This is a genomic window from Mycobacterium sp. E183 (assembly GCF_001667735.1).
Lineage (GTDB): Bacteria > Actinomycetota > Actinomycetes > Mycobacteriales > Mycobacteriaceae > Mycobacterium.
The window spans coordinates 1-24,517 of the sequence record NZ_LZJN01000214.1 but is presented as its reverse complement, the minus strand read 5'-3'; the positions used below and the strand labels follow the sequence as shown (position 1 = coordinate 24,517).

Genomic DNA, 24,517 nt, shown 5'->3' with positions numbered 1-24,517 from the left:
GTCCGGGCGCGGCCACGCGGATTTACGACTGGGGTTCAGTCCTCGGCGTGGCGCTCGTAGTCCCATCGCTCCAGGCGGGCTTGCAAATTCAGCAAGCCGAACCCGGCGACTGGAGCGGCGGCCGCAATGCAGGCCAGCAGCAGCGGAGTCATCCCCTACAACCTCCCAAAACCCTTCGCTGATATGACGTTCGTCAACCACCAGAAGTTCATTTCCGCTCACCCACCCGCCAGGGCCCGGTCCGCGAGCGCGCCCATCACCGGCGCCAGCAACTGCGCGTACTCGGTCGTCACGTGGTTGTCGTCGCGGAACACCAGGGTGTTGCCGACGATCATCGGGCAGCGCTCGGGGGTGCAGAACAGGTCGGTGAGATCCGCGTACTGGCCGCCGCCGGCCGTGGTTGCCGCACGCTCGGCGGCGATGCCGTCGTCGTTGACCGCGGCGGACCGCGTCGGCGCGCAGGCGCCGGCGTCGTCGAGGTGCGCGGAAAGGCAGGCGGGCAGCGACGAATGGGGATCCGGGGCGGGCCCGAGGATCAACACCGCAGCGCCGGTGCCGCGCAATTGCGTGACGGTGCGGCCCAGGGTGTCGATCCACGCCGGGTCGTAGGAGGTGAAACCGAAGTCCGCGGCGTAGCGCCGGCTCATGTCCACCACCACCAGGCGCGGATGTTCGGCGGCCACCCGGGCCACGACCTGGCCGCGCCACTGTTCGCACTCGGTGTACTCGCGGCCCAGGTACGGGCTGACGATGTGCAGGTCCTGGATGGGGCAGGTCACCTTGGCCAGCGTCTCCAACCGCCAGTGGCGCTGCTCGGCGACCTGCGCAAAGGCCGGGTCCCACATGGCGGCGTGTGAGTCGCCGATCAGGGTGACCGTCGTCGGCGACGCGAGATCGCCCGTCGCGCACTCGTTTTGCCCGACCTCGCGCCAGGAGCGCACGCACCCGTTGACGAAGACCGCGGCCTTGTCGGCGGACGCCTTGGCGAGCGGGGGATCGAGATTGGCGGGCACGGCTTTCAGGTTCGCCGACGCGGCGACCGCCGCGCGCGCCTGAGCGAACGCCGCTCGGACCGCCGCCTCTTGTGCGCTGACGGTGGGGGCGGCGCTGGGCGGAACCGCGACGATGTTGGCCCGCGGGGCGGCCGCCCCATGACCGACGGGCACCGGCACCGCGTTCAGCAACAGCACGCAGGCGCAGGCCGCGACCGCGCTGGCGGCCCCGGCGACGGCGAGGCTGGTCCTCGCCGACCGGCGCAGGGCGGCGGCGAACCGGCCCGGGTTTTCGACCAGGTGCAAGGTGATGATGGCGAGCCCGGCGGACACCGCCGTCGCGGTCAGCCGGGCGGGCAGGCCGGCGGGCTCACCCAGCAGTGCGGGCATCAGCAACAGCACCGGCCAGTGCCACAGGTACCAGGAATAGGAGATCCGGCCGATCGCGCGCATCGCAGGCCGGCACAGCAGCCGGCCGGCCCCCAGGCCGCGGCTGACGCTGCCGCCGCCGATGACGAGCGCGGTGCCCAGCACGGGCAGCAGCGCGGCGGTGCCGGGGTAGGGGGTGTGCGCGTCCAATTGCGTGCAGGTGAGCAGGATCAGCGCCAGGCCGCCCCAGCCGGCGATCGACGCGGTGCGCAGTGACAGGTGGTGCCACTGCTGAATCGACAGGGCCAGCAGGCCACCCGCCGCCAGTTCCCAGGCGCGGGTCGGCAGGGAGAAGAACGCCCAGGACGGCGACGTGCGGCTGCACAGCACGGCCGCCGTCAGCGACGCCGCCCCCACCAGGCCCAGGACCACCGCATACGGTGTGGCGCCCCGCAGCGCCGGAAGGCGCCGCGCCAGCCAGGCGGTGCCGATGATCAGCACCGGCCACACCAGATAGAACTGTTCCTCCACGCCGAGCGACCAGTAGTGCTGGAAGGGCGATTCCAGGTGCGGGGTCAGGTAATCGGTGCCCTGGGTGGCGAACCGGTAGTTGCCGACGTAGAGGGCGCTGGCGATGCCGTCGAGGAACACGCTGCGCGCTTGCAGCGGCGGCAGCACGACGGCCGCGCCGAGGGCGGTGAGGACGCCGACGACCGCGGCGGCCGGCAGCAGGCGACGAGCCCGCGCGCCGTAGAAGCGGTCCAGCGCAACGGTGTTGGTGGAGGACGCCTCCCGGAACAACAGGCCGGTGATGAGGTAGCCGGAGATGACGAAGAACACGTCCACGCCGATGTATCCGCCGCTGACGCCAGGGATGCCCGCGTGATAGAGCACCACCGCGATGACCGCGACCGCCCGCAGTCCCTCGATGTCGGGTCGAAATCCGGTCCGCTTCACCGCCCGCTCCACTTGGCGGGTGGTGAGTTCGCTGGGCCGGACGCTCATGGGGTCTCCGCTAGGTCGCCATCCAGGCGAGCTCGCCGGGCAACATGAGACGCCACCAGGTCATGTCGTGTCCGCCGACCGTGAAGCTGACTACCGGTGGCGTTTTGAGTTGGCTGACGAATTGGCGGGTGGCGGGATAGAAGCGGTCGAAGGTGCCGCAGTCCACCCGTAGCGGAATCTGCGACAGCGCAGGCACGCCCAGCACGCTGTTCTGCGTCCAGTCGTCGTTGCTGTCGAACGCCTTGGGGGCGCTGTCGGCGAACGAGCTGTACAGCGCCGGGCTGATCGCGCAGATCCCCGCGGTCCGCGCCGGCCCCAGCTTGGCGCCCAGGTGCAGCGCCCCGTAGCCCCCCATCGACCAGCCCATGAAGCCCACCCGGGAGGTGTCGAAACCCATCGTGGACAGCATCGGCAACAGCTCGTCGAGCACCATTGCGCCGGCGTCGGTGCCGTCGGCCCGTTTGTGCCAATAGGAATCGCTGCCGCCGTCGACGCCCACCACCGCGAACGGCGGCTTGCCCTCCTTGACCAGTTGGGCCAGGCCTTGCTCGACACCGCAGTCGAGCATCATGTTCGCGTCGCCGTCCTTGCCGTGCAGGGCGATCACGGGGCGCAGTGTCCCGGTATGGCCGGGTGGCAGGGCGATCACGTAGTTCGTCTTCACGCCGCCGCGGGCGGCGGAGACGAACGAACCGGTGAGCTTGGTCGGCAGGTTGCTGCTCGCCGCGGACGGCTCGAACGGGGCCGGAGCCTGCGGCAGCGTCGCGGCCTGCGGCCTGACCGGATCGAGCAGGCCACTCAAGGCGAACACGCCGGCGGCTCCCAGGCCGGCGCTGGCTCCCATCCGCAGCACCGCCCGGCGGGTCAGGTCAGGCATGATCGCAATAATGCCGCCCTGACCGGTGATTACCTGCCGAGCCACGCCGAAATGGAAGCATTGTGTGATCTGGCGTGACCTATCGGTCTCCAACCGGTTACCTGCGGTGCACCCATTCGCCGCCTCGGGCGGCGCGAGGCGGCCGAGTTGCGGCGTCGTGATACGGCCATCATCATGGCGCCGGCCGGGGTGCCAATGCGGGGCCGTTGCGACCGTAAACCATTGCGCCGCAACGGAAGAGCGGCCGATCGCGGCGACGGCGCGGGCGGGCGAATGGACCACGAGCAGCGCGCGCTCGGACCGGGGCGACCGCCGCCGACCGGGGATGCAATCTCGACGTTTTCAACCCTCGCGGCCCGGACGCAAGTTTCGCAGGATGGAGCTTTCGTGCTTCCCGTCGTGGATTGAAAGAGGATTGAGGATGAGTCTGGCGTTCCACTGGTTTCTGCCGACCTACGGTGATTCCCGGAACCTGGTGGCGGGCGGACACGGCACGCCGATGTCCGGCGACCGGCCCGCCACGTTGCGCTATCTGCACCAGATCTGCGCGGCCGCCGAGGACAACGGCTTCGAGGCCGTGCTCACCCCCACCGGATTGTGGTGCGAGGACGCGTGGTTGACGACGGCGATGCTGGTCGAGGCCACCGAAACCCTGAAGTTTCTGGTGGCCTTCCGGCCCGGGTTGCTGAGCCCCACGCTGGCCGCCCAGATGGCCGGGACCTTCCAGCGCCACTCGGGTGGCCGGCTGCTGCTCAACGTCGTCACCGGCGGCGAACCCCACGAGCAACGGGCCTACGGGGACTTCCTGGGCAAAGAAGCCCGGTATGCGCGCACCGCCGAATTCTTGGACGTGGTGCGCCGGCTGTGGACGTCGAAGACGCCGGTGACCTTTGCCGGAGAGCACATTCACGTCGAGGGTGCGCAGCTGAACAACCCGCCCGACCCGGTGCCCGCGGTGTTCTTCGGCGGATCGTCGGCGTCGGCCGGGCCGGTCGCGGCCCAGCATGCCGACGTGTATCTCACCTGGGGCGAACCGGTCAAGGCGGTCGGCCAGAAGCTGGACTGGGTGCGTGGCCTGGCCGTCGATGCCGGCCGAATCTTGCAGTACGGGTTGCGGATTCACGTCATCAGCCGCGATACGTCCGAGCAGGCGTGGGCCGAGGCCGACCGGTTGCTGGCCGCCGTCGACCCGGCCGACGTCGAGCGGGTGCAGGCCAGCCTGGCGCGCAGCGAGTCGGAGGGTCAGCGCCGCATGCTGGACCTGCACGGCGGCAGCAGCAACCGGCTGCTGGTCGGCCCCAACCTGTGGGCGGGGGTGGGACTGGTCCGCGGCGGCGCGGGCACCGCGCTGGTCGGGTCGCACGCCGAGGTCGCCGAGCGGCTGGCCGAATACGCCAAGCTCGGCATCAACCACTTCATCCTGTCCGGGTATCCGCACCTGGAAGAGGCCTACTGGTTCGGCGAGGGCGTGCTGCCGTTGCTGGAGCGGATGGGCCTGTGGCACCACCCGAACCGTCAAGCCCACCCGGTCTCGGCGACGCCGTTCGCGGTCGCCTCGGCCCACTAAGGCCATGGCGGCTACCTTGCCGGCGCCCGCGACCGGCGTGCCCCTCGGCGCGACCGCCGGCGCGGTCGACGAGTCCGGCGCGCAGCAACGCCGGCGCCTGCGCGTCGTCGTCGCGGCCAGCCTGTTGGGCACGACCGTGGAGTGGTACGACTTCTTCCTCTACGCGACCGCGGCGGGCCTGGTGTTCAACAAGGTCTTCTTCCCCAGCGAGAGCTCGCTGGTCGGCACGCTGCTGGCGTTCGCCACCTTCGCCGTCGGGTTCGTCATGCGGCCGGTCGGCGGGCTGGTGTTCGGCCACATCGGCGACCGGATCGGTCGCAAGCGCAGCCTGGCGCTGACCATGCTGATCATGGGCGTCGCCACCGCGCTGATCGGGGTGTTGCCCACCGCCGCCCAGATCGGGGTGTGGGCGCCCCTGCTGTTGTTGGCGCTGCGGATCCTGCAGGGGTTCGCCCTCGGCGGCGAGTGGGCGGGCGCGGTGCTGTTGGCGGTGGAGCACAGTCCCGCCGGCCGCCGCGGCCGGTTCGGGGCGATTCCGCAAATCGGACTGGCGCTCGGATTGGCTCTGGGCACAGGCATATTCGCGTTCCTGCAGATCGCCCTGGGACCGGCCCGATTCCTCGCCTACGGCTGGCGCATCGGTTTTCTGCTCAGCCTGGTGCTCGTCGTGATCGGCGTCGTGGTGCGGCTCCGGGTGGAGGAGACACCCGCCTTCCGGGAGCTGCGCGACCTCGAGGCCACCGCCACCGTGCCGATCCGCGAGATCGTGCGCGAACCCCGGTCCCGGCGAAACACCGTGCTGGGCTTGCTGTCTCGCTGGGCGGAGGGCTCGGCGTTCAACACCTGGGGCGTGTTCGCCATCAGCTACGCCACCGGCGCGCTGGGGTTCAATCGGGTGTCGGTGCTGGTGGTGGTGACCATCGCGGCCCTGCTGATGGCGGTGCTGCTGCCCGTGTCCGGGGCGCTGACCGACCGGTTCGGCGCCCGCCGGGTGTATCTGGCCGGGGTGGCCTGCTACGGCATCGCGGCGTTTCCCGCCTTCGCGCTGTTCGGCACGAGGAACCTGGTCTGGTTCGGGGTGGCGCTGATCATCGTGTTCGGTGTGGTGCACGCCCTGTTCTACGGGGCGCAGGGCACGCTGTATTCGTCGCTGTATCCCACCAGCACCCGTTACACCGGTTTGTCGTTCGTCTATCAGTTCTCGGGCATCTACGCCTCCGGGGTGACCCCGATGATCATGACCGCGCTGATCGCGGCCCTCGGTGGCGCGCCGTGGCTGGCGTGTGGGTACCTGGTGGCGACGGCCGTCATCAGCGTGCTCGCCACGGCGGCGATCCGGGAGCAAGACCTGCACCTCTGAGCCCTCCGCGCAGTAGTCTCGTTCGCAGTCGGCAGCCGCGAGGAAGCGAGAAGAGATGACTGACGCGAACGTCGCCGGTTTCGAACCGCTGTACGACGAGGCCGAGCACGCCGGCCGGCGGATCCCGTGGGACATCGGCGGCCCGCAGCCGGCGGTGCAGCAGCTGGTGGCCTACGGCGGGATCCGCGGCGAGGTGCTCGATCCCGGCACCGGTCCCGGCCACCATGCCATTCACTTTGCGGCGCAAGGGTATTCGGCGACCGGCATCGACGACTCACCCTCGGCCATCGAGCAAGCCAAACGCAACGCGGAGCGGGCCGGCGTCCAGGTCGATTTCCAGGTGGCCGACGCCACCAAGCTGGAGGGGTTCGAGGGCCGCTTCGACACGGTGGTGGACAGCGCCTTTTATCACGTGTTCCTCAACGACGGGGTCGTCCAGACGCGGTACGCCCAGGCGCTGCACCGCGCCACCAAACCCGGAGCCCGGCTGTACATGTTCGAGTTCAGCCCCCACAACGTCAACGGCCTGCAGTGGACGGCCATCCCCGCCGATAACTTCGAGCGGGTGTTCGGTGCCAACGGATGGCGCATCGACTACCTGGGCGGCACGACGTATCAGGCCCGCTTCCTGAAGGAGACGTTCGACGCCATGAAGGAGTTCGCCTCCGAGCAGCAGGGCGAGATCCTGCAGCGGATGCGGCCGCTGGTGCACCGGCTGGGCGTCATCGACCCCCTTCTGGAGGACCACCGGGTGCACCTCCCGGTGTGGTCCGTGGTGGCCACCCGGTTGGACTGACCGCGGTTCACCGGGCGGGGGCGAGGAGCGATGGCCGGCACTCCGCAACTGCGCCAAGGGTTGTCGCAGCGCCAGCTCAGCATGATCGCCCTCGGTGGGGTGATCGGCGCCGGCCTGTTCGTCGGCTCCGGCGTGGTGATCAAGGACACCGGCCCCGCGGCGTTCCTGACATACGCGCTGTGCGGCCTGCTGATCGTCCTGGTGATGCGCATGCTGGGGGAGATGGCCGCGGCGAACCCGTCGACCGGATCGTTCGCCGATTACGCGGGCAGGGCGCTGGGCGGCTGGGCGGGCTTTTCGGTCGCCTGGCTGTACTGGTACTTCTGGGTGATCGTGGTCGGCTTCGAGGCGGTCGCCGGCGGGAAGGTCCTCAACTACTGGTTTCACGCCCCGCTGTGGCTGCTGTCGCTGGGCCTGATGATCTTGATGACCGCGACCAACCTGTTCTCCGTGTCGTCCTTCGGTGAATTCGAATTCTGGTTCGCCGGAATCAAAGTCGCGACCATCGTGGTCTTTCTCGGCATCGGCGCCGCGTTCGTCCTGGGCCTGGTGCCCGGCCATCCCGGCGGCCTGGGCAACCTCACCGCGCACGGCGGATTCTTTCCCAAGGGCGTGGGGGCCGTCTTCGCCGCGATCGTGGTGGTGATCTTTTCCATGGTGGGCGCCGAGATCGTCACCGTGGCCGCCGCCGAAAGCCGGGACCCCGAGCTCGCGGTGCAGAAGGCGACCAGGTCGGTGGTGGCGCGGATCGGCGTCTTCTTCGTCGGCTCGGTCTTTCTGCTGGTGGCGATATTGCCCTGGGACTCAGTGGAACTCGGTGCCTCGCCCTATGTGGCCGCGCTGCACCACCTGGGATTGCGCGGCGCCGACCAGGTGATGAACGCGGTGGTGCTCACGGCGGTGCTGTCCTGCCTGAACTCGGGGCTCTACACGGCGTCGCGCATGCTGTTCGTGCTCGCCGACCGCGGTGAGGCCCCGGCGCGATTGGTCAGGCTCAGCGGGCGGGGGGTTCCGCACATCGCGATCCTGTGCTCCTCGGCGGTCGGATTCGGTTGCGTCGTCATGGCGCGCGTCGCGCCCAACACCGTGTTCCTCTTCCTGCTCAACTCGTCGGGCGCCGTCATCCTGTTCGTCTACTGGCTGATCGCGCTGTCGCAGATCATCCTGCGCCGCCGCACCCCCGCCGCAAAGCTGCGGGTGAAGATGTGGTTCTTTCCGGTACTTTCCATCCTCACCCTCGCCGGAATCACCGCCGTGCTGGTGCAGATGGCGTTCGACCGCTCGGCGCGCAGCCAGCTCTGGCTCAGCCTGCTGTCGTGGGCCGTCGTGGTCGGGCTGTACGTCGTTGCCCGGGTCCGTAGCCGAATCGGTACTCGCCGCGCGATCGCCGCTGACGACTGACGTTCACACGCGGCGGGGTATCCGCATGTGCTCCTCGGCGCGATGCCATGTCAGTGTCGGGACGAATCGCTCGTCGGCCCAACTCGCCGACTGCACCCGCAGCCGTCCCCGCCAGTTCCTCATGATTTCGGCGTGCACGGGCCAACGGATGAATCGGCGTAAATCGCTTCCGTTGTTCCAGACCGATAGCGATCCACCGCGCCACTCGGCGGGTTTGCCCCACAGCCACAGCCCGACGGCGCCTTGCATAATCGGCCAACTTTCCGCCAGCTTCACACCTAGCTCGGCGACCTGCTGCCAATCCTTCTCCGATTCGGCGTGAAAGTCGGTGTAGCTCACCACGACCGGCAACCGGGTTGAGTCGCAGGGGCCCGGCAGCCAGTCGGTGCTGATGAGTCCGGCCCCTGGTGTGATCGGCGGCTGGCCGGCCGCCCCGTCGGTCGCTGGACGTCCATCGTCACCACGGACGGCGTCGGATCGGGTTGTGGTCATGGCGAGCTCCTATGTCGAATGGCGGTCGCGACGAGTGCGTAACGGTGCGATCGGCGGGCGCGGGTACGGGGAACACGTTAAATAATAAGCGAATGTAGATGATATGACGACGCTTATAATCTGGCAAACTCTATCATCACGACATGGGCCGAAAGTCGAACCGTCCAGATCTCGCGGCGATGCTCGTGCCGCTGGCCCGCCAAGCCGTAGCCGCCGAGCGGCCGGTGCTGGCGGCGCACGGCCTGTCGATGTGGGGTTACGTCATACTCGGCGCGCTTGACGGGTCGCCGATTCGCACGCAAGCGGCGCTCGCCGAGGCGGTCGGCGCCGACAAGACGCGCATCATTCCCACGCTCGACGAGCTGCAGGAGCACGGCTACATCGAACGCTCACCCGATCCCGACGACCGTCGCGCGCGCCTGCTTGCGATCACCGACGCCGGACGCTCGATCAGAAGTGCCGCGCAGCGCGACATTCGAGAAGCCGAGGAGCGCTGGCTTGGGCAGCTGTCCTCCAGCGACCGATCCGCTTTTCTGCGCGTGCTCAGCCAACTGGCGTCCGGTTGACCATGTCGAGCGCACGCCGTGCGGGTGTCGATTTGACCGACCTGGATCAGCCGCTTGCCCGGACGCCGGAGCCACGCGGGCGTGCGGGCAGCCACCTCACTCGGTCTTGGTCAGCAGCACCGCGTCCTCGAACGGCAGCCGCGCGAAAATCGGCCGCGCTCCGGGGCTGACGTGGGTCGCCGCTTCGGCCTTGCTGACGACCCGCGGGTCCGCGATGCCGAAGCTCTTGCCGTTGCGGCGCATCCGCCCGCCGCCCGCGGCTGTCAGGTTTTTCAGCCAGTCCCGGTCCGGGCCGTAGGTCAGCAGGATCGCGATCCCGGGCTTGCCGTCGACCTCCGCGCTGAAGACATTCACCGGGGTGCGGTACGGCTTGCCCGAGCGGCGGCCGACGTGTTCCACGATCGCGAAAGGCGGCAGCCAGCCGGCCCACAGCCGCTGCATCGGGTTGGTGACGCGACGGTTGAACCGGGCGAGACTCTGTGGCATCTGCATACCGCCATCCAACTCGCGGCAACCGCCCGGCATCAACCCAACTTTTCACACCGAACGGGTCTAGTGTCTGAACATGGGTGATTCGCCGGGTAACGAGGCGGCCCAGCGCGCCGACGAGCTCAAGCGCAGGGGTGAAGCCCTGGCTGCGCGCAAACCCATCACGCTCGAAGACGTCGAGCTCGCGACCGACCGCGCCAGGCACGCCCACGAGCGGGATCACGAGGCGCACCGCCGCGACCGGGACCGGCACTACGAGGCCGCCGTCGCCCACGAGCGCGCCGCCGAGGTGCACGAGCGGGCGGCCGACGAGCGCCTCGGGGACGTCGAGGCGCACCGGCGGGCGGCGGAAAAAGAGCGCGAAGCCGCCCGCCATCATTTCCAGGCCGCCCAGCAAGCCGGATCGCAGGGCGACGCCTGACCCGTCCTGCTACACCCTGTAGTTGTACCGGCCGCAGGGGCTGGGACACTGGTTGTCATGGGAAGCAGTGACCGGGCGACCGCGCACGCCGCGATGACGACGGCGTCGGCCCGGCTGTTCGCCGACGCCTGCGCCGTCATCCCCGGCGGGGTGAACTCCCCGGTGCGGGCGTTCACCGCGGTGGGCGGGACCCCGCGCTTCATCACCGAGGCCAACGGGTACTGGCTCACCGACGCCGACGGCAATCGCTACGTCGACCTGGTCTGCTCGTGGGGCCCGATGATCCTGGGGCACGCGCACCCCGCCGTCGTCGACGCCGTCACCCGGGCCGCCGCGTCCGGCCTGTCGTTCGGCGCCCCCACCCCGGCGGAGAGCCAGCTGGCCGCCGAGATCATCGGCCGGGTGGCGCCCGTGGAGCGGATCCGGCTGGTCAACTCCGGCACCGAGGCGACGATGAGCGCGATCCGGCTGGCCCGCGGGTTCACCGGCAGGCCCAAGATCGTCAAGTTCTCCGGCTGCTACCACGGCCACGCCGACGCGCTGCTCGCCGACGCGGGATCAGGCGTGGCGACGTTGGGGCTGCCGTCCTCGCCCGGGGTCACCGGCGCAGCGGCCGCCGACACGATCGTGTTGCCCTACAACGACGTTGACGCGGTGCGGCAGGCCTTCGCGGAGCTCGGCGACCAGATCGCCGCGGTGATCACCGAGGCCAGCCCCGGCAACATGGGCGTCGTCCCGCCCGCGGCCGGCTACAACGCCGCGCTGCGCGCGATCACCGCCGAGCACGGCGCGCTGCTGATCGTCGACGAGGTGATGACCGGCTTCCGGGTGAGCCGAAGCGGTTGGTACGGAATCGATCCGGTCGACGCCGACCTGTTCACCTTCGGCAAGGTGATGAGCGGCGGGCTGCCCGCGGCGGCGTTCGGCGGCCGCACCGAGGTGATGGAGCGGCTGGCGCCGCTGGGTCCGGTGTATCAGGCCGGGACGCTGTCCGGTAACCCGGTGGCGGTGGCCGCCGGCCTGGCGACGCTGCGCGCCGCCGACGCGGCCGTCTACGCCGCGCTGGACGCCAACGCCGACCGGCTGGCCGCCCTGCTCTCCGAGTCATTGACCAATGCGTCTGTGCCGCATCAGCTTTCACGGGCCGGCAACATGCTCAGCGTGTTCTTCACCGACGCGCCGGTGACCGACTTCGCCTCCGCGCGGGCCAGCCAGACCTGGCGCTATCCGCCGTTCTTCCACGCCCTGCTGGATGCGGGCGTCTACCCGCCCTGCAGCGCCTTCGAGGCCTGGTTCGTCTCGGCGGCGCTGGACGACGCGGCGTTCGACCGGATCGCCGAAGCCCTGCCCATCGCGGCCGAAGCGGCCGCCCAGGAGGACAAGCCCTGATGGCCGATCAAACGCGAGTCCACGTGGTGCGCCACGGCGAGGTGCACAACCCGAGCGGCGTCCTCTACGGACGGCTGCCCGGATTCCACCTGTCCGACAAGGGTCGCGAGCAAGCGGCCGCGGTCGCCGACGCGCTGGCCGGCCGGGACATCGTCGCGGTGGTCGCCTCCCCGCTGCAGCGGGCCCAGGAAACCGCAGCGCCGATCGCCGCCAAGCACGACGTGGCCGTGGACACCGACCACGACCTGATCGAATCGGCGAACTTCTTCGAGGGCCGCCGCGTCGGCCCGGGTGACGGCGCCTGGCGCGACCCGCGGTTCTGGTGGCAGCTGCGCAACCCCTTCACCCCGTCGTGGGGTGAGCCGTACGCCGAGATCGCCGCGCGGATGACGACCGCGGTGGACAAGGCCCGCGCGCGTGCGGCCGGCCGCGAGGTGGTGTGCGTCAGCCACCAGCTGCCCGTGTGGACGCTGCGGCTGCACCTCACCGGCAGGCGGCTGTGGCACGACCCGCGCAGGCGGGAGTGCGGGCTGTGCTCGATCACCACCCTGGTGTACGAGGGCGACCGGCTGGCCGACGTCGAGTATCGGGAGCCGGCGGCGCTTTGATCGCATGGCGACTGGCGATGGCGGGGGCCGTGGTGACGACCCTCGTTGCGGGCTGCTCGTCCGGTCGTGACGCGGTGGCCCAGGGCGGCACCTTCGAATTCGTCTCGCCGGGCGGGAAGACCGACATCTACTACGACCCGCCGTCGGCCCGCGGCCGCCCCGGCCCGCTGACCGGCCCCGACCTGGCCGACCCCGCCCACCCGCTGTCGCTGAACGACCCGATCTTCGCCGGCCGGGTCGTCGTCATCAACATCTGGGGCCAGTGGTGCGGCCCCTGCCGCGCCGAGGTCGGCCAGCTGCAGCAGGTCTACGACGCCACCCGCGACGCCGGGGTGTCGTTCCTGGGTATCGACGTGCGCGACAGCAACCGGCAGGCCGCGCTGGACTTCGTCAACGACCGCCACGTGACGTACCCCTCGATCTACGACCCCGCGATGCGCACCCTGATCGCGTTCGGCGGCAAGTACCCCACCACAGTGATCCCTTCCACGCTCGTCCTGGACCGCCAGCACCGGGTCGCGGCGGTGTTCCTGCGCGAACTGCTGGCGGCCGACCTGCAACCCGTGGTGCAGAAGCTGGCCCGCGAGTGACCGGATTCACCCAGATCGCCGCCGCCGGACCGCTCCTGGTGGCCCTCGGCGTGTGCCTGCTGGCGGGGCTGGTGTCCTTCGCCTCCCCGTGCGTGGTGCCGCTGGTGCCCGGCTACCTGTCCTACCTGGCCGCCGTCGTGGGCGTCGACGAGCAGCCCCTGCCCGGCCAGGTCAAAGCGCCGCCGTCGGCGCGGTGGCGGGTCGCGGGCTCGGCGGCGCTGTTCGTCGCCGGATTCACCACGATCTTCGTGCTGGGCACGGTCGCGGTCCTCGGGATGACGACCACGCTGATCACCAACCAGCTGCTGCTGCAGCGGGTCGGGGGCGTGCTGACGATCGTGATGGGGCTCGCCTTCGTCGGCCTGATCCCGGCACTGCAACGCCAGGCCCGGTTCAGCCCGCGCCAGCTGACGACCGTCGCCGGGGCGCCGCTGCTGGGCGCGGTCTTCGCGTTGGGCTGGACGCCGTGCCTGGGGCCGACGCTGGCCGGCGTGATCACCGTGGCCTCGGCCACCGACGGCGCGAGCGTGGCCCGCGGGATCGTCCTGGTGATCGCGTACTGCCTGGGGCTGGGCATACCGTTCGTGCTGCTGGCGTTCGGCTCGGCCGGCGCCGTGGGCGCCCTGGGCTGGCTGCGGCGCCACACCCGGGCCATCCAGGTTTTCGGCGGCGCGCTGCTGATCGCCGTCGGTGTCCTGCTGGTCAGCGGGGTGTGGAACGACTTCGTCTCCTGGCTGCGCGACGCGTTCGTGTCCGACGTGAGGCTGCCGATCTGATGGCGAGACTCCTTGCCTGGGGGCGCAACACCTGGCGCGCGTTGACCTCGATGGGCACCGCGCTGGTGCTGCTGTTCCTGCTCGCGCTGGGGGCGATACCCGGGGCGCTGCTGCCGCAGCGCAGCCTCAACGCCGGCAAGGTCGACGACTACCTGAAGGCCCACCCGGTCATCGGGCCGTGGCTGGATCGGCTGCAGGCGTTCAACGTTTTCTCCAGCTTCTGGTTCACGGCCGTCTACGTGCTGCTGTTCGTGTCGCTGGTCGGCTGCCTGACGCCGCGGATGATCGAGCACGCCCGCAGCCTGCGCGCCACCCCCGTGGCCGCCCCGCGCAACCTCGCCCGCCTGCCCAAGCACGCCAGCGCGCAGCTGCCGGCCGACCCCGACGAGCTGAACGCCCTGGCGAACAACATCACCGGCCGGCTGCGCGGCTGGCGCACCGCCATCCGACACCCCGACGACGACGAGGCCGGCCTGGTCGAGGTGTCCGCCGAGAAGGGCTACCTGCGCGAATTCGGCAACATCGTCTTCCACTTCTCGTTGCTGGGCCTGCTGGTCGCGGTGGCCGTCGGGAAGCTTTTCGGCTACGAGGGCAACGTCATCGTCATCGCCGACTCCGGCCCGGGCTTCTGCTCGGCCTCGCCGGCCGCGTTCGACTCGTTCCGCGCCGGCAACACCGTCGACGGCACGTCGCTGAATCCGATCTGCATCCGGGTCAACGACTTCCAGGCGCACTACCTGCCGTCGGGGCAGGCCACCTCGTTCGCCGCCGACATCGACTACCAATCGGGCGGCGATCTCACGGCGAACACCTGGCGGCCCTACCGCCTGGAGGTCAACCACCCGCTGCGAATCGGCGGCGACCGGGTGTACCTGCAGGGCCACGGCTACGCGCCCACCTTCACCGTGAGGTTCCCGGACGGGCAGACGCGCACGTCGACCGTGCAATGGCGGCCGGACAACCCGCAGACGCTGCTCTCGTCGGGGGTGGTGCGCATCGACCCGCCCGCCGGCAGCTATCCCAACGCCGCCGACCGCCGCCAGCACGAGATCGCGATCCAGGGCCTGCTGGCGCCGACCGAGCAGCTCGACGGCACCCTGTTGTCGTCGCGTTTCCCGGCCCTGAACGCCCCGGCGGTGGCCGTCGACATCTACCGCGGCGACACCGGGCTGGACACCGGCCGGCCGCAGTCGCTGTTCACGCTGGATCCGCGACTGATCCAGCAGGGCCGGCTGACCAAGGAGAAGCGGGTCAACCTGCGGGCCGGACAGGAGGTCCGGATCGAGGCGGGCCCGGCGGCCGGCACCGTCGTCCGCTTCGACGGCGCCGTGCCGTTCGTCAACCTGCAGGTCTCCCACGACCCAGGGCAGATCTGGGTGCTCGTTTTCGCCATCACGATGATGGCCGGCCTGCTGGTGTCGCTGCTGGTGCGCCGCCGCCGGGTGTGGGTCAGGCTCACTCCGGGGACCGGTACGGTGAACGTCGAGTTGGGCGGGCTGGCCCGCACCGACAACTCCGGGTGGGGCGACGAGTTCGAGCGGTTGACCGAGCGGGTGCTGGACGGCCTGGGTCGGCCCGACGTCGCGGAGGCGGTCAAGCCCCCCGCGTCCAGAAGGAGTTCTGAGGTGGACGTCAAATGAACACACTGCACGTCAACGTCGGGCTGGCACGCTACTCCGACTGGGCGTTCACGTCGGCGCTGGTGGCGCTCGTCATCGCGTTGCTGCTGCTGGCCTTCGAGCTGGCGTACGCAGGCGGCCGCCGTGTCGACCGGCGCGAGCGGGTGTTGGCCGGCGCGGTCGCCTCGGACAGCGTCACCCCCGGCATCGTCGAGGACGTCCCCGGGCGGCCGCTGGACGAGCGCGTCGGGCGGGCCGGGCTGGCCGTGGTCTACCTCGGCATCGGACTGCTGTTCGCCTGCATCGTGCTGCGCGGCCTGGCCACCGTGCGGGTGCCGTGGGGCAACATGTACGAGTTCATCAACCTGACCTGCATGTGCGGGCTGCTCGCCGGGGCGTTCGTGTTGCGCCGCCCGCAATACCGCCCGCTGTGGGTCTTCCTGCTGGTGCCGGTGCTGATCCTGCTCACGGTGTCCGGGCGCTGGCTCTACACCAACGCCGCCCCGGTGATGCCCGCGCTGCAGTCCTACTGGCTGCCCATCCACGTCTCGGTGGTCAGCCTGGGCTCCGGGGTGTTCATGGTCGCCGGCATCGCCAGCATCCTGTTCCTGTTGCGCACCTCACGGCTTGGGGAGCCGGGCGCCGAGGGCACCCTGGCCCGGATCGTGCGGCGCTTCCCCGACGCGCAGACGCTGGACCGCGTCGCCTACCGGACCACGATCTTCGCGTTCCCGGTCTTCGGGTTCGGGGTCATCTTCGGCGCGATCTGGGCGGAAGAGGCGTGGGGGCGGTATTGGGGCTGGGACCCCAAGGAGACCGTGTCCTTCGTCGCCTGGGTGATCTACGCCGCCTACCTGCACGCCAGGTCGACGGCGGGGTGGCGGGACAGGAAGGCGGCCTGGATCAACGTCGCGGGGTTCGTGGCCATGGTCTTCAATCTGTTCTTCGTTAACCTGGTGACCGTGGGCCTGCATTCGTATGCGGGCGTGGGGTGACCGCCAGCGACCGACCCAAGTAACGCAACAAGGGGGAGTGCACGTGTCCGACCATCCGATGACGGGCGTGGGGGCGCCCGAGGAACCGACCACGCAAATGCCTCCGCCGGGGCCGGCTGCCTCGCCCGTGAACGCCGACGAACCGCCCGCCGACGGCGGCGATGCGCCGACCCGCGCCTTCGCCGGGTTCCGCACCGAACGGCGGCCCGAGCGGCGGGAGGCGGCGCCGCCGACCACGCCCCGGCCCGCGGGTATGCCGCCCTGGGATTCCACCCCGGTGACCGGAATCCCGCGGGTCGACCCGACGGCGTACGGCGCCTACTACAACGGCCCGGCCGCCGCGCCGCCCCCGCAAGCCCCGCCGCGGCCGGAGCCGCTGCCGCACACGCCGTACCCCGAGCTGTCCACCGGGATGTTGCTGCGGCCGGTCAAGCCGCCGCCGTCGGAGGGCTGGCGCCGGCTGCTCTACGAGGTGTCCGGCCACCTGATCAACCTCGGTGAGAGCCCGCGGGCCGCCCGCTACAACAACCTGGTGGCGCAGGTGAACCGGCCACTGCGCGGCTGCTACCGGATCGCGATGGTGTCGCTGAAGGGCGGCGTCGGCAAGACGACGATCGCCGCGACGGTGGGCGCCACCTTCGCCTCCATCCGGGGTGACCGGGTGGTCGCGGTCGACGCCAACCCCGACCGCGGCACGCTGAGCCAGAAGATCCCGCTGGAGACCGCGGCGACGGTGCGTCAGCTGCTGCACGACGCCGGGAGCATCGAGCGATACAGCGATGTCCGCCGCTACACCTCGAAGGGGCCGAGCGGCCTGGAGGTGCTGGCCTCGGAAACCGACCCGTCGGTCTCGGAGGCGTTCAGCGCCGAGGACTACAGCCGCGTCCTGGACGTCCTGGAGCGGTTCTACGGACTGGTCCTCACCGACTGCGGGCCGGGGCTGCTGCATTCGGTGATGTCCTCGGTGCTGGAGAAGGCCGACGTTCTGGTCGTGGTCAGCTCCGGATCCATCGACGGGGCGCGCAGCGCGTCCGCGACGCTGGACTGGTTGGACGCACACGGCCACGAGGAGATGGTGCGCAACTCGATCGCGGTCATCAACGGGGTGCGGTCACGCACGGGCAAGGTCGACATGAACAAGGTGGTCGACCACTTCGCCCGCCGCTGCCGCGCGGTCCAGGTGGTGCCGTTCGACCCGCACCTCGAAGAGGGCGCCGAGATCGAGCTGGACCGGCTGAAGAGGTCGACGCGCGAGGCGCTCACCGAACTGGCGGCCATCGTCGCCGATGGGTTTCCGGGGGATCAGCGCAACCCCGGGATCGCGTAGCGCCTCAGCGGGGGTTGTTGTCGTCGTGGCCCAACCGCCGCAAGAATTCCGGATCGTCGTCGGGTCCGATCACGCGCGTCTTCGGCCGGTTGATTTGCGACCGCGCCGCACGCCAGCCAACGTAGATCAGCGTCCCCAAAATCAGGACGAGCAGCAGGTAGAGCACTCAACACCTCCTCGAACGAATATACCCGCGCCGTAGGCTCTCCCCTGTGTCAGAAGCAGCCAGCGACAACGCCCCAGGCGACGGCCAGGGCCGGGCGCCGGGCGCACGCCGCCGGGCCGTCATCGACGTTCTGCTCTACGCCGCGGCGCGCCTGCTGCTGGCGGTGATGCTCGCCGCCGTGATCTACGGGGTGGCGCGCTTGATGGGGGTCAGCCAGTTCCCGGTCGTGGTCGCAGCGTTGTTCGCGCTGATCATCGCGATGCCGCTGGGTATTTGGCTGTTCGGCCCGTTGCGCCGTCGCGCCACCGCGTCGCTGGCGGTGGCCGGCGAGCGCCGGCGCCGCGAGCGTGAACAATTGCGGGCCCGGCTGCACGGGGAGCCCGCGCCCGACGAGCGCGCTGCCGATCAGTAGTTGGGCATCCGCACGACCTGCGCGGCATAACTGAGGCCCGCGCCGTAACCGATCAGCAGGGCCAGGTCGCCGGGCTTGGCGGCCCCGGTCTCCAGCAGCTCGGCCATCGCCAGGGGGATCGACGCCGCCGAGGTGTTCCCGGTGTGCTCGATGTCGTTGGCGACGACGGCGTCCGGCCGCAATTCCAGGCTCTTGGCCAGGACCTCGTTGATGCGGCTGTTGGCCTGATGGGGCACGAACACGTCGATCTCGTCGGGCCGGATGCCCGCCGCGTCCATCGCCTGCCGGCCGACCTTGCCCATCTCGAACGCCGCCCACCGGAACACCGCGCTGCCCTCCAGCCGCAGGAACGGGCGGGGGCCGGTGGGGGCGTCCATGTAGTCGATCCAATCGATGTCCTGCCGGATCGCCAGGGCCTGTTCGCCGTCGCTGCCCCAGATGGTGGGCCCGATGCCCTGGTCGGGCGTCTCGCCCACCACCACGCCCGCCGCGCCGTCGGCGAAGATGAAGCAGTTGGTGCGGTCCTGCATGTCCACCGTGGGGGACAGCTTCTCCGACCCGAGGACGAGCACCTTGGCGGCGGTCCCGCCGCGGATCATGTCGGCCGCGACGCCGAGCGCGTAGCCGAAGCCGGCGCAGCCGGCCGAGACGTCGAACGCGGGCACGCCCGTGGCGCCCAACGCCGCGGCGACGGCCGGGGCGCACGCCGGGGTCTGCAGGAAATGGGTGCTGGTGGCGACGATGACGCAGTCGATGTCGGACGGCGTCAGCCCCGCGGTCGCGATCGCCTGCCGCCCGGCCTCGGTGGCCATGGACGCGGCGGATTCGTCGCGGGCGGCGAACCGGCGGGTCTTGATCCCGGTGCGGGTGAAGATCCACTCATCGGACGATTCGATGTTCTCGCATATCTCGTCGTTGGTGACCACCCGTTCGGGGCGGTACGCCCCGACGCTGAGCAATCCGATGTCTTCCGGTCCTCTGGTCGCGGCGATCTGCTTCACTGCTGTCCCCGATCGGTGTCGTCTATGAACGGCCGTTGATCGCCGGCCGACCACCCATTGTTATCCGATCCGTCGCCGACGCGGGCAGTACCGACACATCCGGGGATTCAGCCGGCCAGCGCCAGGGCCGCCGCCACCGCGATCGCCCAGGCCACCATGGCCAGCCCGGTGTCCCGCAGCACGGGAATCAGCTCCGGACCGCCGCGCCCCGACCGCACCGGGCCCGCCGCGCGCAGCGCCAGGGGCGTGGACACGAATCCCACTGCGCACCACGGCGTCGCGGCCATCAGCACCAGGGTCAGCAGCCCCGCGGTCGCCAGCAGCCCCTGGTAGAGGATGCGGGTGTGGGTATCGCCCAGCCGCACCGCCAGGGTGATCTTTCCCGATTGCGCGTCGGTCGGAATGTCGCGCAGGTTGTTGGCCACCAGCACCGACGACGACAGCGCCCCGATCGAGACCGCCAGCGCCAGCCCCACCCAGTCCACCCGCAGCGCCTGGGTGTACTCGGTGCCGAGCACGGCCACCAGCCCGAAGAACACGAACACCGCGACCTCGCCGAAACCCGCGTAGCCGTAGGGTTTCGAGCCGCCCGTGTACAGCCACGCGCCGGCGATGCACACCGCGCCCACGGCGATCAGCCACGGCGCGCTGACGAGCGCGAGGGCCAGGCCGGCGGCCGCCCCGAGCGTCAGGCTCGCCACCGCCGCGGCGAGCACCGATCGCGGGGTGGCCAGCCGCGAGCCCACCAGGCGCATCGGGCCGGCCCGGTCGTCGTCCGTGCCGCGGATGCCGTCGGAGTAGTCGTTGGCGTAGTTGACGCCGACGGTCAGCGAGACCGCGACGGCCAGCGCCAGCAGCGCCTTCCACCACACCGCCGATCCCAGCCACGCCGCCGCGCCGGTGCCCGCGACCACCGGCGCCACCGCGTTGGGCAGCGTCCGCGGCCGCGCACCGGAGATCCATTGCCCGAAATTGGCCACGAGGACATCCTGCCAGCACCCCGCCCCCGCCCCCGCGCCCACGATCCGGTGCGGGCCATGCACCAGAATGGGCGGATGCTCGGAGTCATCGGCGGCAGCGGCTTTTACACGTTCTTCGAGTCCGACACCCGCGTCGTCGACGTCGACACCCCGTACGGGCCGCCGAGCGCGCCGCTCACCGTCGGCGCCGTCGGCGGACACGAGGTCGCGTTCCTGCCCCGGCACGGGACCAGCCACCAGTTCTCGGCGCACACCGTGCCGTATCGGGCCAACATGTGGGCGCTGCGCAAGCTCGGGGTGCGACGAATCTTCGCGCCCTGCGCCGTCGGCAGCCTCGAGCCCGACAACGGTCCGGGCGCGGTCGTGGTGCCCGATCAGCTGGTCGATCGCACCAGCGGCCGCCCCGACACCTACTTCGATTCCGGCGGCATCCACGTCGACTTCGCCGACCCGTACTGCCCCAGCCTGCGCGCCGCTGTGACCGGCCTGCCGGGCGTGGTCGACGGCGGCACGATGGTGGTGATTCAGGGGCCGCGGTTCTCCACGCGCGCAGAGAGCCGATGGTTCGCCTCGGCCGGGTTCGCCTTGGTGAACATGACGGGTTACCCGGAGGCAGTGCTGGCTCGGGAACTCGAAATGTGCTATGCGACAATCGCTTTGGTCACCGACCTGGATGCCGGGGTGGCGCCGGGTGAGCGCGTGACCGCCGTCGAGGTGTTCGCCGAATTCGAGAAGAACATCGGGGGATTCAAGGAGCTGGTGCGCCAGGCGATCGGCCGGGTGGCGAGCGAACGCAATTGCACGCACTGCCTGCCGCACACCGGGGTCACGCTGCCCGTCGAGTTGCCATGAGGGTGTTGCTCACCGGTGCGGCCGGTTTCATCGGGTCGCGGGTGGCCGCGGCGCTGCGGGCGGCGGGCCACGACGTGGTCGGCGTCGACGTGTTGCTGCCCGCGGCGCACGGCCCGAATCCGGTGCTGCCGCAGGGATGTCACCGCGTCGACGTCCGCGATGCCGACGCCCTGGCGCCCCTGCTGGACGGGGTGGACCTGGTTTGTCATCAGGCGGCGATGGTCGGGGCGGGCGTGGACGCAGCCGATGCCCCCGCCTACGGCGGCCACAACGATTTCGCCACGACGGTGCTGCTGGCGCAGATGTTCGCCGCGGGGGTGCGCCGCCTGGTGCTGGCCTCGTCGATGGTGGTGTACGGGCAGGGCCGCTACCACTGCGGGCGGCATGGGGACATCGACCCGCTGCCGCGGCGGCGCGAAGACCTCGAAGCCGGGATCTTCGAACACCGCTGCCCGATCGGCGGCGAGGAGCTGCAGTGGCGCCTCGTCGCCGAGGAAGCGGCGCTGCGGCCGCGCAGCCTGTACGCGGCCAGCAAGACCGCGCAGGAGCACTACGCCCTGGCGTGGTCGGAGTCGACGGGCGGGTCGGTGGTGGCGCTGCGCTACCACAACGTCTACGGCCCCGGCATGCCGCGCGACACGCCGTATTCCGGGGTGGCGGCGATCTTCCGGTCGTCACTCGAAAAAGGCGAACCACCAAGGGTTTTCGAGGACGGCGGTCAGATGCGGGACTTCGTCCACGTCGACGACGTCGCCGCCGCCAACCTCGCGGCCACCCAGCACACGGACGGATTCACCGCGGTCAACGTCTGTTCGGGGCGGCCGGTCTCGATCCTTGAGGTGGCCGGCGCGCTGTGCGATGCGCGCGCCGGTTCACCGGCGCCGGTGATCACCGGCCAGTACCGCAGCGGCGACGTGCGCCACATCGTCGCCGACCCGGCCCGGGCGGCCGAGGTGCTGGGTTTCCGGGCGCGCGTCGGCCCGGCCGAGGGCCTGCGGGAGTTCGCGTTCGCCCCGCTGCGCTGAGCCCCTCAGGGCTGTGGCGGGCGGTAGATCTTGGGTTTCTGAAGGGGTATCTGCCGCGTCGCGGAATCGTCGCCCCGGAAGATCCGGGGGCCGGTGCTGATCCGGGCGGTCGCCGCGGCCGACGGTGTGGCGGCCTGGCCCACCGGCACGCGCGCCCGGGGTCCGGTGGGAGCGCCGCCCGCCGGGGCGGCGGCCTTGCGGGCGATGCGGCGGCGGCGCAGGCGCCGGCCGCGGAGCTGCCCGGTGACGATGGCCGCCCCCAGGATGCACAGCGCAAGGCCGCACAGGGCCACGTCGAACGTGCTGGTGATCTGCTGGGCGAGGTTGTTCCCGTAGACCGGGTGTTGCGCCGGGGAGGTCGGTGAGTCCGCGAATCGCGGTGCCAGCACCACGCCCACCACCACCCGCGCGACGCTCAGTGTGGCGACCAGCCCGCACAGCGACGAGATCAGTCGCGCGGAGCGGGTGGCGTCGGCCAGGTTGATGCGCAGCCAGATCGCCAGCAGCGCGGTGGCCAGATCGAACCCGGCCAGCACCACGCTGTCGTAACGCGAGAAGGGGTAGTTCAGGCTCACGGAGACGAAGAGATCGGTCAGCCGCATCACCATCGAACCCAGGCCCCATACGGCGATGAGCAGCAAGCCATTTCGGGCCGCCGCCCGCCAGGCGCTCTCCTCGGCCCCGGTGGTGTTCCGATGACCGAAGAGGGTCCGCGGCGCGAACACGGCCCCGGCCGCGGCCCACGCCAGGTAGCCCTCGAAGCCGACCCCGGCGGTCGAGGTGTTCTGCGCGATGCCGTGGAACGCGTCGATGTCCCGCCCCAGCGGCAGGCTCCACACCAGGACGCCGGCGACCGCCGTCGAGGCGCCGAGCGCGACCGTGGCCAGCCGGGCGGATCTGGTGCCGCGCAGCAACCACCTGGCGGCGACCAGCACGGCGACCAGGGCCACCACGCCGTACACCACCGCCGTCACGATGACCGCGACGTTCTGCTTGCCGAACGCGGCGGCGCCTCCGGTGTTCTGCAGCGCGTACCGCACCCGCCAATACAGGTTGAAGCCAAAACTGAGCACCGCCAACGCCATCGACGCATAACCGATGAGCCGGGCCGCCCTCAGCCAGCCGGCGTACTCATCGCCCTCGGGCACCGGTCCCGAGCGGGCGCCGTTGGCGACCGCTTGCGCGCTCAGCAGCGACCCGGCGATGCCCACCCACGCCCCGGGCCCCACGCCGCCCGGCACGTTCACCGTGCCGCCGAACCGGACGGTCTCGAACGCGTCGAACCCGACGAACGCCAGCACCAGAAGCGCGTAGGGGATGTTGAGCGCCAGGCGAAGCCGGCCCGCCCTGGCGGGGTTGAACCGCGCGCCCGACGTCCTCCAGGAACCGGCTACCGCGACGGCGACGAGGGAGAGCACCGTCACCGCCAGCAGCGCGGCGAACAGGACCGGCTTGCTGCCCGGAATCCCCACGCCGAAATACAGATTCCACGGCAGGAAGAGGGCGATGACGAGCAGCGCGACGGCGGTCAGGTCGCCGGCCCAGCGGCGGCGGGTCGGATCGGGCGTTGCGGCCGCGGCGTTCGGGCCCGGCCGGACGATGCGGGTGGTCTCCTGCGCCTGTCGTTGAATGGGGCCGGTGGGCGCGTCGTCGCTGCTCTGGCTCACCATGCCCCCCGCAAATCAACGACGATCGCCTGCTGCGCAGCTTCGGTTGCGCGGCGGGCGAATACCCTGCCGGGGCGGCCGCACTGCTCGCTTGCGAACATAATCTCCGTTCGGACGCCGTGGCAGATTCCCCGGCGACCGTCCTGTGGTTCGAGAAGCTGGTTACGCTGCGCTATAGGCAAACCTTGTCGCCCGAATAACGGATACTGCCAACGGTATCGCAAGTGTAATGATGCCGGGACATTGCTGGTCGTGGGGTGGCCAGCCGAAGGAGAACCGGGATGGACGTCGTGTTGGGGGTCGCGGTCACGGGCCCCGTCGCCCGCTTGGCGCTTGTCGGGCCGGGCGCCGACGTGATCGACCAATCCGTCGTCGACCTGGAGGACAACCCGGTCGGCAAACTCACCGAGACGGTGGTCGGCACCAATCGGCTGCTGGCGGACGAGAACCACCGGCTGGTGGGCACCCGGCTGTGCTGGAACGACGATCCGCTGGCCGGGCAGCTGCGGCAGGCGCTGGAGAACTCCGGCGTCCCCAACGTCGCCGTGCTCTCCGAGTCACAGGCGGTGGCCGCCCTGATGCGCGCGGCCGGGCGCCCCGGCGCCGCGCTGGTGATGAACGACGCGACGGCGACGCTGTCGGTGCCGGGCTCCGCCGAGGACCAGGACGCACCGCCGACCGTGCTGGCCCAGCAGCCGCTGGCCGGCGGTGACGCCACCGCCACCTTCGACACGATGATGGCCCAACTCGGGAACCGGCCGGACGCCCCGGGCGA

The 24,517-nt window shown here is 70.6% G+C and carries 24 protein-coding genes and 1 pseudogene; 17 read left to right on the top strand and 8 right to left on the bottom strand.

Features of this window, described 5'->3' with window-relative positions; genetic code table 11:
• Positions 1–218 precede the first annotated feature (218 nt).
• Both A5691_RS26415 and A5691_RS26410 read right to left on the bottom strand, forming a co-directional pair.
• The gene (locus tag A5691_RS26415) at positions 219–2,330 is read right to left on the bottom strand and encodes an acyltransferase family protein (RefSeq protein WP_197505003.1); all 2,112 of its coding nucleotides are present in this window, start codon (positions 2,328–2,330) and stop codon (positions 219–221) included.
• Between the two features lie 46 nt (positions 2,331–2,376).
• Positions 2,377–3,252: an esterase family protein gene (locus tag A5691_RS26410; protein ID WP_197499192.1), complete on the bottom strand. Its 876-nt coding sequence runs from the start codon at positions 3,250–3,252 to the stop codon at positions 2,377–2,379.
• 412 nt (positions 3,253–3,664) lie between these two features.
• Here A5691_RS26410 and A5691_RS26405 point away from each other — a divergent pair, with 412 nt between their 5' ends.
• Genes A5691_RS26405 through A5691_RS26390 form a run of 4 tightly spaced genes read left to right on the top strand, consistent with a single transcriptional unit; the run spans position 3,665 to position 8,367 of the window.
• Positions 3,665–4,810, top strand: coding sequence for an LLM class flavin-dependent oxidoreductase (locus A5691_RS26405; RefSeq protein ID WP_067756015.1), 1,146 nt, complete (start codon positions 3,665–3,667; stop codon positions 4,808–4,810).
• A 4-nt stretch (positions 4,811–4,814) separates the two neighbouring features.
• Positions 4,815–6,170, top strand: coding sequence for an MFS transporter (locus tag A5691_RS26400; protein ID WP_067784279.1), 1,356 nt, complete (start codon positions 4,815–4,817; stop codon positions 6,168–6,170).
• A 55-nt stretch (positions 6,171–6,225) separates the two neighbouring features.
• A complete protein-coding gene (locus tag A5691_RS26395) occupies positions 6,226–6,966 on the top strand; it encodes a class I SAM-dependent methyltransferase (RefSeq protein WP_156669888.1) in 741 nt (246 codons plus the stop codon).
• 30 nt (positions 6,967–6,996) lie between these two features.
• The gene (locus A5691_RS26390) at positions 6,997–8,367 is read left to right on the top strand and encodes an amino acid permease (RefSeq protein WP_067748307.1); all 1,371 of its coding nucleotides are present in this window, start codon (positions 6,997–6,999) and stop codon (positions 8,365–8,367) included.
• A gap of 3 nt (positions 8,368–8,370) precedes the next feature.
• Here A5691_RS26390 and A5691_RS26385 read toward each other — a convergent pair whose 3' ends face one another.
• On the bottom strand, positions 8,371–8,859 hold the full coding sequence (locus A5691_RS26385) for a hypothetical protein (RefSeq protein WP_067748310.1): 489 nt from the start codon (positions 8,857–8,859) through the stop codon (positions 8,371–8,373).
• Between the two features lie 143 nt (positions 8,860–9,002).
• Here A5691_RS26385 and A5691_RS26380 point away from each other — a divergent pair, with 143 nt between their 5' ends.
• Complete coding sequence (locus A5691_RS26380; RefSeq protein WP_067748312.1) at positions 9,003–9,425, top strand: MarR family winged helix-turn-helix transcriptional regulator; 423 nt, start codon at positions 9,003–9,005, stop codon at positions 9,423–9,425.
• 96 nt (positions 9,426–9,521) lie between these two features.
• On the opposite strand, the gene A5691_RS26375 is transcribed toward A5691_RS26380, so the two are convergent.
• Positions 9,522–9,917, bottom strand: coding sequence for a nitroreductase family deazaflavin-dependent oxidoreductase (locus tag A5691_RS26375; protein ID WP_067748314.1), 396 nt, complete (start codon positions 9,915–9,917; stop codon positions 9,522–9,524).
• Positions 9,918–9,990: 73 nt separating this feature from the next.
• On the opposite strand from A5691_RS26375, the gene A5691_RS26370 reads away from it, so the two are divergent.
• Genes A5691_RS26370 through A5691_RS26335 form a run of 8 tightly spaced genes read left to right on the top strand, consistent with a single transcriptional unit; the run spans position 9,991 to position 17,639 of the window.
• The gene (locus tag A5691_RS26370; RefSeq protein ID WP_067748316.1) at positions 9,991–10,335 is read left to right on the top strand and encodes a hypothetical protein; all 345 of its coding nucleotides are present in this window, start codon (positions 9,991–9,993) and stop codon (positions 10,333–10,335) included.
• 57 nt (positions 10,336–10,392) lie between these two features.
• On the top strand, positions 10,393–11,724 hold the full coding sequence (gene hemL, locus A5691_RS26365) for a glutamate-1-semialdehyde 2,1-aminomutase (protein WP_067748318.1): 1,332 nt from the start codon (positions 10,393–10,395) through the stop codon (positions 11,722–11,724).
• Positions 11,724–12,332, top strand: coding sequence for a histidine phosphatase family protein (locus A5691_RS26360; RefSeq protein WP_067748321.1), 609 nt, complete (start codon positions 11,724–11,726; stop codon positions 12,330–12,332). Before hemL ends, A5691_RS26360 begins: the two co-directional genes overlap by 1 nt.
• A 17-nt stretch (positions 12,333–12,349) precedes the next feature.
• On the top strand, positions 12,350–12,922 hold the full coding sequence (locus A5691_RS26355) for a TlpA disulfide reductase family protein (protein ID WP_067748323.1): 573 nt from the start codon (positions 12,350–12,352) through the stop codon (positions 12,920–12,922).
• On the top strand, positions 12,919–13,698 hold the full coding sequence (locus A5691_RS26350; RefSeq protein ID WP_067268699.1) for a cytochrome c biogenesis CcdA family protein: 780 nt from the start codon (positions 12,919–12,921) through the stop codon (positions 13,696–13,698). The genes A5691_RS26355 and A5691_RS26350 overlap by 4 nt, the downstream gene beginning before the upstream one ends.
• Positions 13,698–15,338, top strand: coding sequence for a cytochrome c biogenesis protein ResB (locus tag A5691_RS26345; protein WP_067748325.1), 1,641 nt, complete (start codon positions 13,698–13,700; stop codon positions 15,336–15,338). The genes A5691_RS26350 and A5691_RS26345 overlap by 1 nt, the downstream gene beginning before the upstream one ends.
• The gene (gene ccsB, locus A5691_RS26340; RefSeq protein WP_068266852.1) at positions 15,335–16,312 is read left to right on the top strand and encodes a c-type cytochrome biogenesis protein CcsB; all 978 of its coding nucleotides are present in this window, start codon (positions 15,335–15,337) and stop codon (positions 16,310–16,312) included. The genes A5691_RS26345 and ccsB overlap by 4 nt, the downstream gene beginning before the upstream one ends.
• 37 nt (positions 16,313–16,349) lie before the next feature.
• The gene (locus A5691_RS26335; protein WP_369827135.1) at positions 16,350–17,639 is read left to right on the top strand and encodes a MinD/ParA family protein; all 1,290 of its coding nucleotides are present in this window, start codon (positions 16,350–16,352) and stop codon (positions 17,637–17,639) included.
• A 4-nt stretch (positions 17,640–17,643) separates the two neighbouring features.
• On the opposite strand, the gene A5691_RS28205 is transcribed toward A5691_RS26335, so the two are convergent.
• On the bottom strand, positions 17,644–17,805 hold the full coding sequence (locus A5691_RS28205) for a hypothetical protein (RefSeq protein WP_156670027.1): 162 nt from the start codon (positions 17,803–17,805) through the stop codon (positions 17,644–17,646).
• A gap of 121 nt (positions 17,806–17,926) precedes the next feature.
• Between A5691_RS28205 and A5691_RS26330 the strand changes: the two genes are divergently transcribed.
• Complete coding sequence (locus A5691_RS26330; protein ID WP_067751817.1) at positions 17,927–18,217, top strand: DUF4229 domain-containing protein; 291 nt, start codon at positions 17,927–17,929, stop codon at positions 18,215–18,217.
• Here A5691_RS26330 and fabH read toward each other — a convergent pair.
• Complete coding sequence (gene fabH / locus A5691_RS26325) at positions 18,211–19,218, bottom strand: beta-ketoacyl-ACP synthase III (RefSeq protein ID WP_067889580.1); 1,008 nt, start codon at positions 19,216–19,218, stop codon at positions 18,211–18,213. The genes A5691_RS26330 and fabH overlap by 7 nt on opposite strands.
• A 107-nt stretch (positions 19,219–19,325) precedes the next feature.
• Positions 19,326–20,198 carry a 1,4-dihydroxy-2-naphthoate polyprenyltransferase gene (locus A5691_RS26320; RefSeq protein ID WP_067889586.1) on the bottom strand — a complete coding sequence of 291 codons (873 nt, stop codon included), beginning with the start codon at positions 20,196–20,198 and terminating at the stop codon, positions 19,326–19,328.
• 75 nt (positions 20,199–20,273) lie between these two features.
• Here A5691_RS26320 and A5691_RS26315 point away from each other — a divergent pair, with 75 nt between their 5' ends.
• Together A5691_RS26315 and A5691_RS26310 are read left to right on the top strand one after the other, a co-directional pair.
• The gene (locus A5691_RS26315; protein ID WP_067779319.1) at positions 20,274–21,050 is read left to right on the top strand and encodes an S-methyl-5'-thioadenosine phosphorylase; all 777 of its coding nucleotides are present in this window, start codon (positions 20,274–20,276) and stop codon (positions 21,048–21,050) included.
• The gene (locus tag A5691_RS26310; RefSeq protein WP_067889577.1) at positions 21,047–22,075 is read left to right on the top strand and encodes an NAD(P)-dependent oxidoreductase; all 1,029 of its coding nucleotides are present in this window, start codon (positions 21,047–21,049) and stop codon (positions 22,073–22,075) included. The genes A5691_RS26315 and A5691_RS26310 overlap by 4 nt, the downstream gene beginning before the upstream one ends.
• A 5-nt stretch (positions 22,076–22,080) precedes the next feature.
• Here the strand turns inward: A5691_RS26310 and A5691_RS26305 are convergent, their stop codons facing one another.
• Positions 22,081–23,745 (bottom strand): hypothetical protein, encoded by a 1,665-nt coding sequence (locus A5691_RS26305; protein WP_068266849.1) that lies wholly within the window; start codon positions 23,743–23,745, stop codon positions 22,081–22,083.
• Between the two features lie 278 nt (positions 23,746–24,023).
• Here A5691_RS26305 and A5691_RS26300 point away from each other — a divergent pair.
• Positions 24,024–24,517 (top strand): annotated as a pseudogene (locus A5691_RS26300) (hypothetical protein); the annotation flags it as partial.

Coding starts and splice junctions, on each gene's coding strand:
- A5691_RS26405 (WP_067756015.1), top strand. CDS start 3,665: ATGAGTCTGGCGTTCCACTGGTTTCTGCCGACCTACGGTGATTCCCGG.
- A5691_RS26400 (WP_067784279.1), top strand. CDS start 4,815: ATGGCGGCTACCTTGCCGGCGCCCGCGACCGGCGTGCCCCTCGGCGCG.
- A5691_RS26395 (WP_156669888.1), top strand. CDS start 6,226: ATGACTGACGCGAACGTCGCCGGTTTCGAACCGCTGTACGACGAGGCC.
- A5691_RS26390 (WP_067748307.1), top strand. CDS start 6,997: ATGGCCGGCACTCCGCAACTGCGCCAAGGGTTGTCGCAGCGCCAGCTC.
- A5691_RS26385 (WP_067748310.1), bottom strand. CDS start 8,859: ATGACCACAACCCGATCCGACGCCGTCCGTGGTGACGATGGACGTCCA.
- A5691_RS26380 (WP_067748312.1), top strand. CDS start 9,003: ATGGGCCGAAAGTCGAACCGTCCAGATCTCGCGGCGATGCTCGTGCCG.
- A5691_RS26375 (WP_067748314.1), bottom strand. CDS start 9,917: ATGCAGATGCCACAGAGTCTCGCCCGGTTCAACCGTCGCGTCACCAAC.
- A5691_RS26370 (WP_067748316.1), top strand. CDS start 9,991: ATGGGTGATTCGCCGGGTAACGAGGCGGCCCAGCGCGCCGACGAGCTC.
- hemL (WP_067748318.1), top strand. CDS start 10,393: ATGGGAAGCAGTGACCGGGCGACCGCGCACGCCGCGATGACGACGGCG.
- A5691_RS26360 (WP_067748321.1), top strand. CDS start 11,724: ATGGCCGATCAAACGCGAGTCCACGTGGTGCGCCACGGCGAGGTGCAC.
- A5691_RS26355 (WP_067748323.1), top strand. CDS start 12,350: ATGGCGGGGGCCGTGGTGACGACCCTCGTTGCGGGCTGCTCGTCCGGT.
- A5691_RS26345 (WP_067748325.1), top strand. CDS start 13,698: ATGGCGAGACTCCTTGCCTGGGGGCGCAACACCTGGCGCGCGTTGACC.
- ccsB (WP_068266852.1), top strand. CDS start 15,335: ATGAACACACTGCACGTCAACGTCGGGCTGGCACGCTACTCCGACTGG.
- A5691_RS26315 (WP_067779319.1), top strand. CDS start 20,274: ATGCTCGGAGTCATCGGCGGCAGCGGCTTTTACACGTTCTTCGAGTCC.
- A5691_RS26310 (WP_067889577.1), top strand. CDS start 21,047: ATGAGGGTGTTGCTCACCGGTGCGGCCGGTTTCATCGGGTCGCGGGTG.
- A5691_RS26305 (WP_068266849.1), bottom strand. CDS start 23,745: ATGGTGAGCCAGAGCAGCGACGACGCGCCCACCGGCCCCATTCAACGA.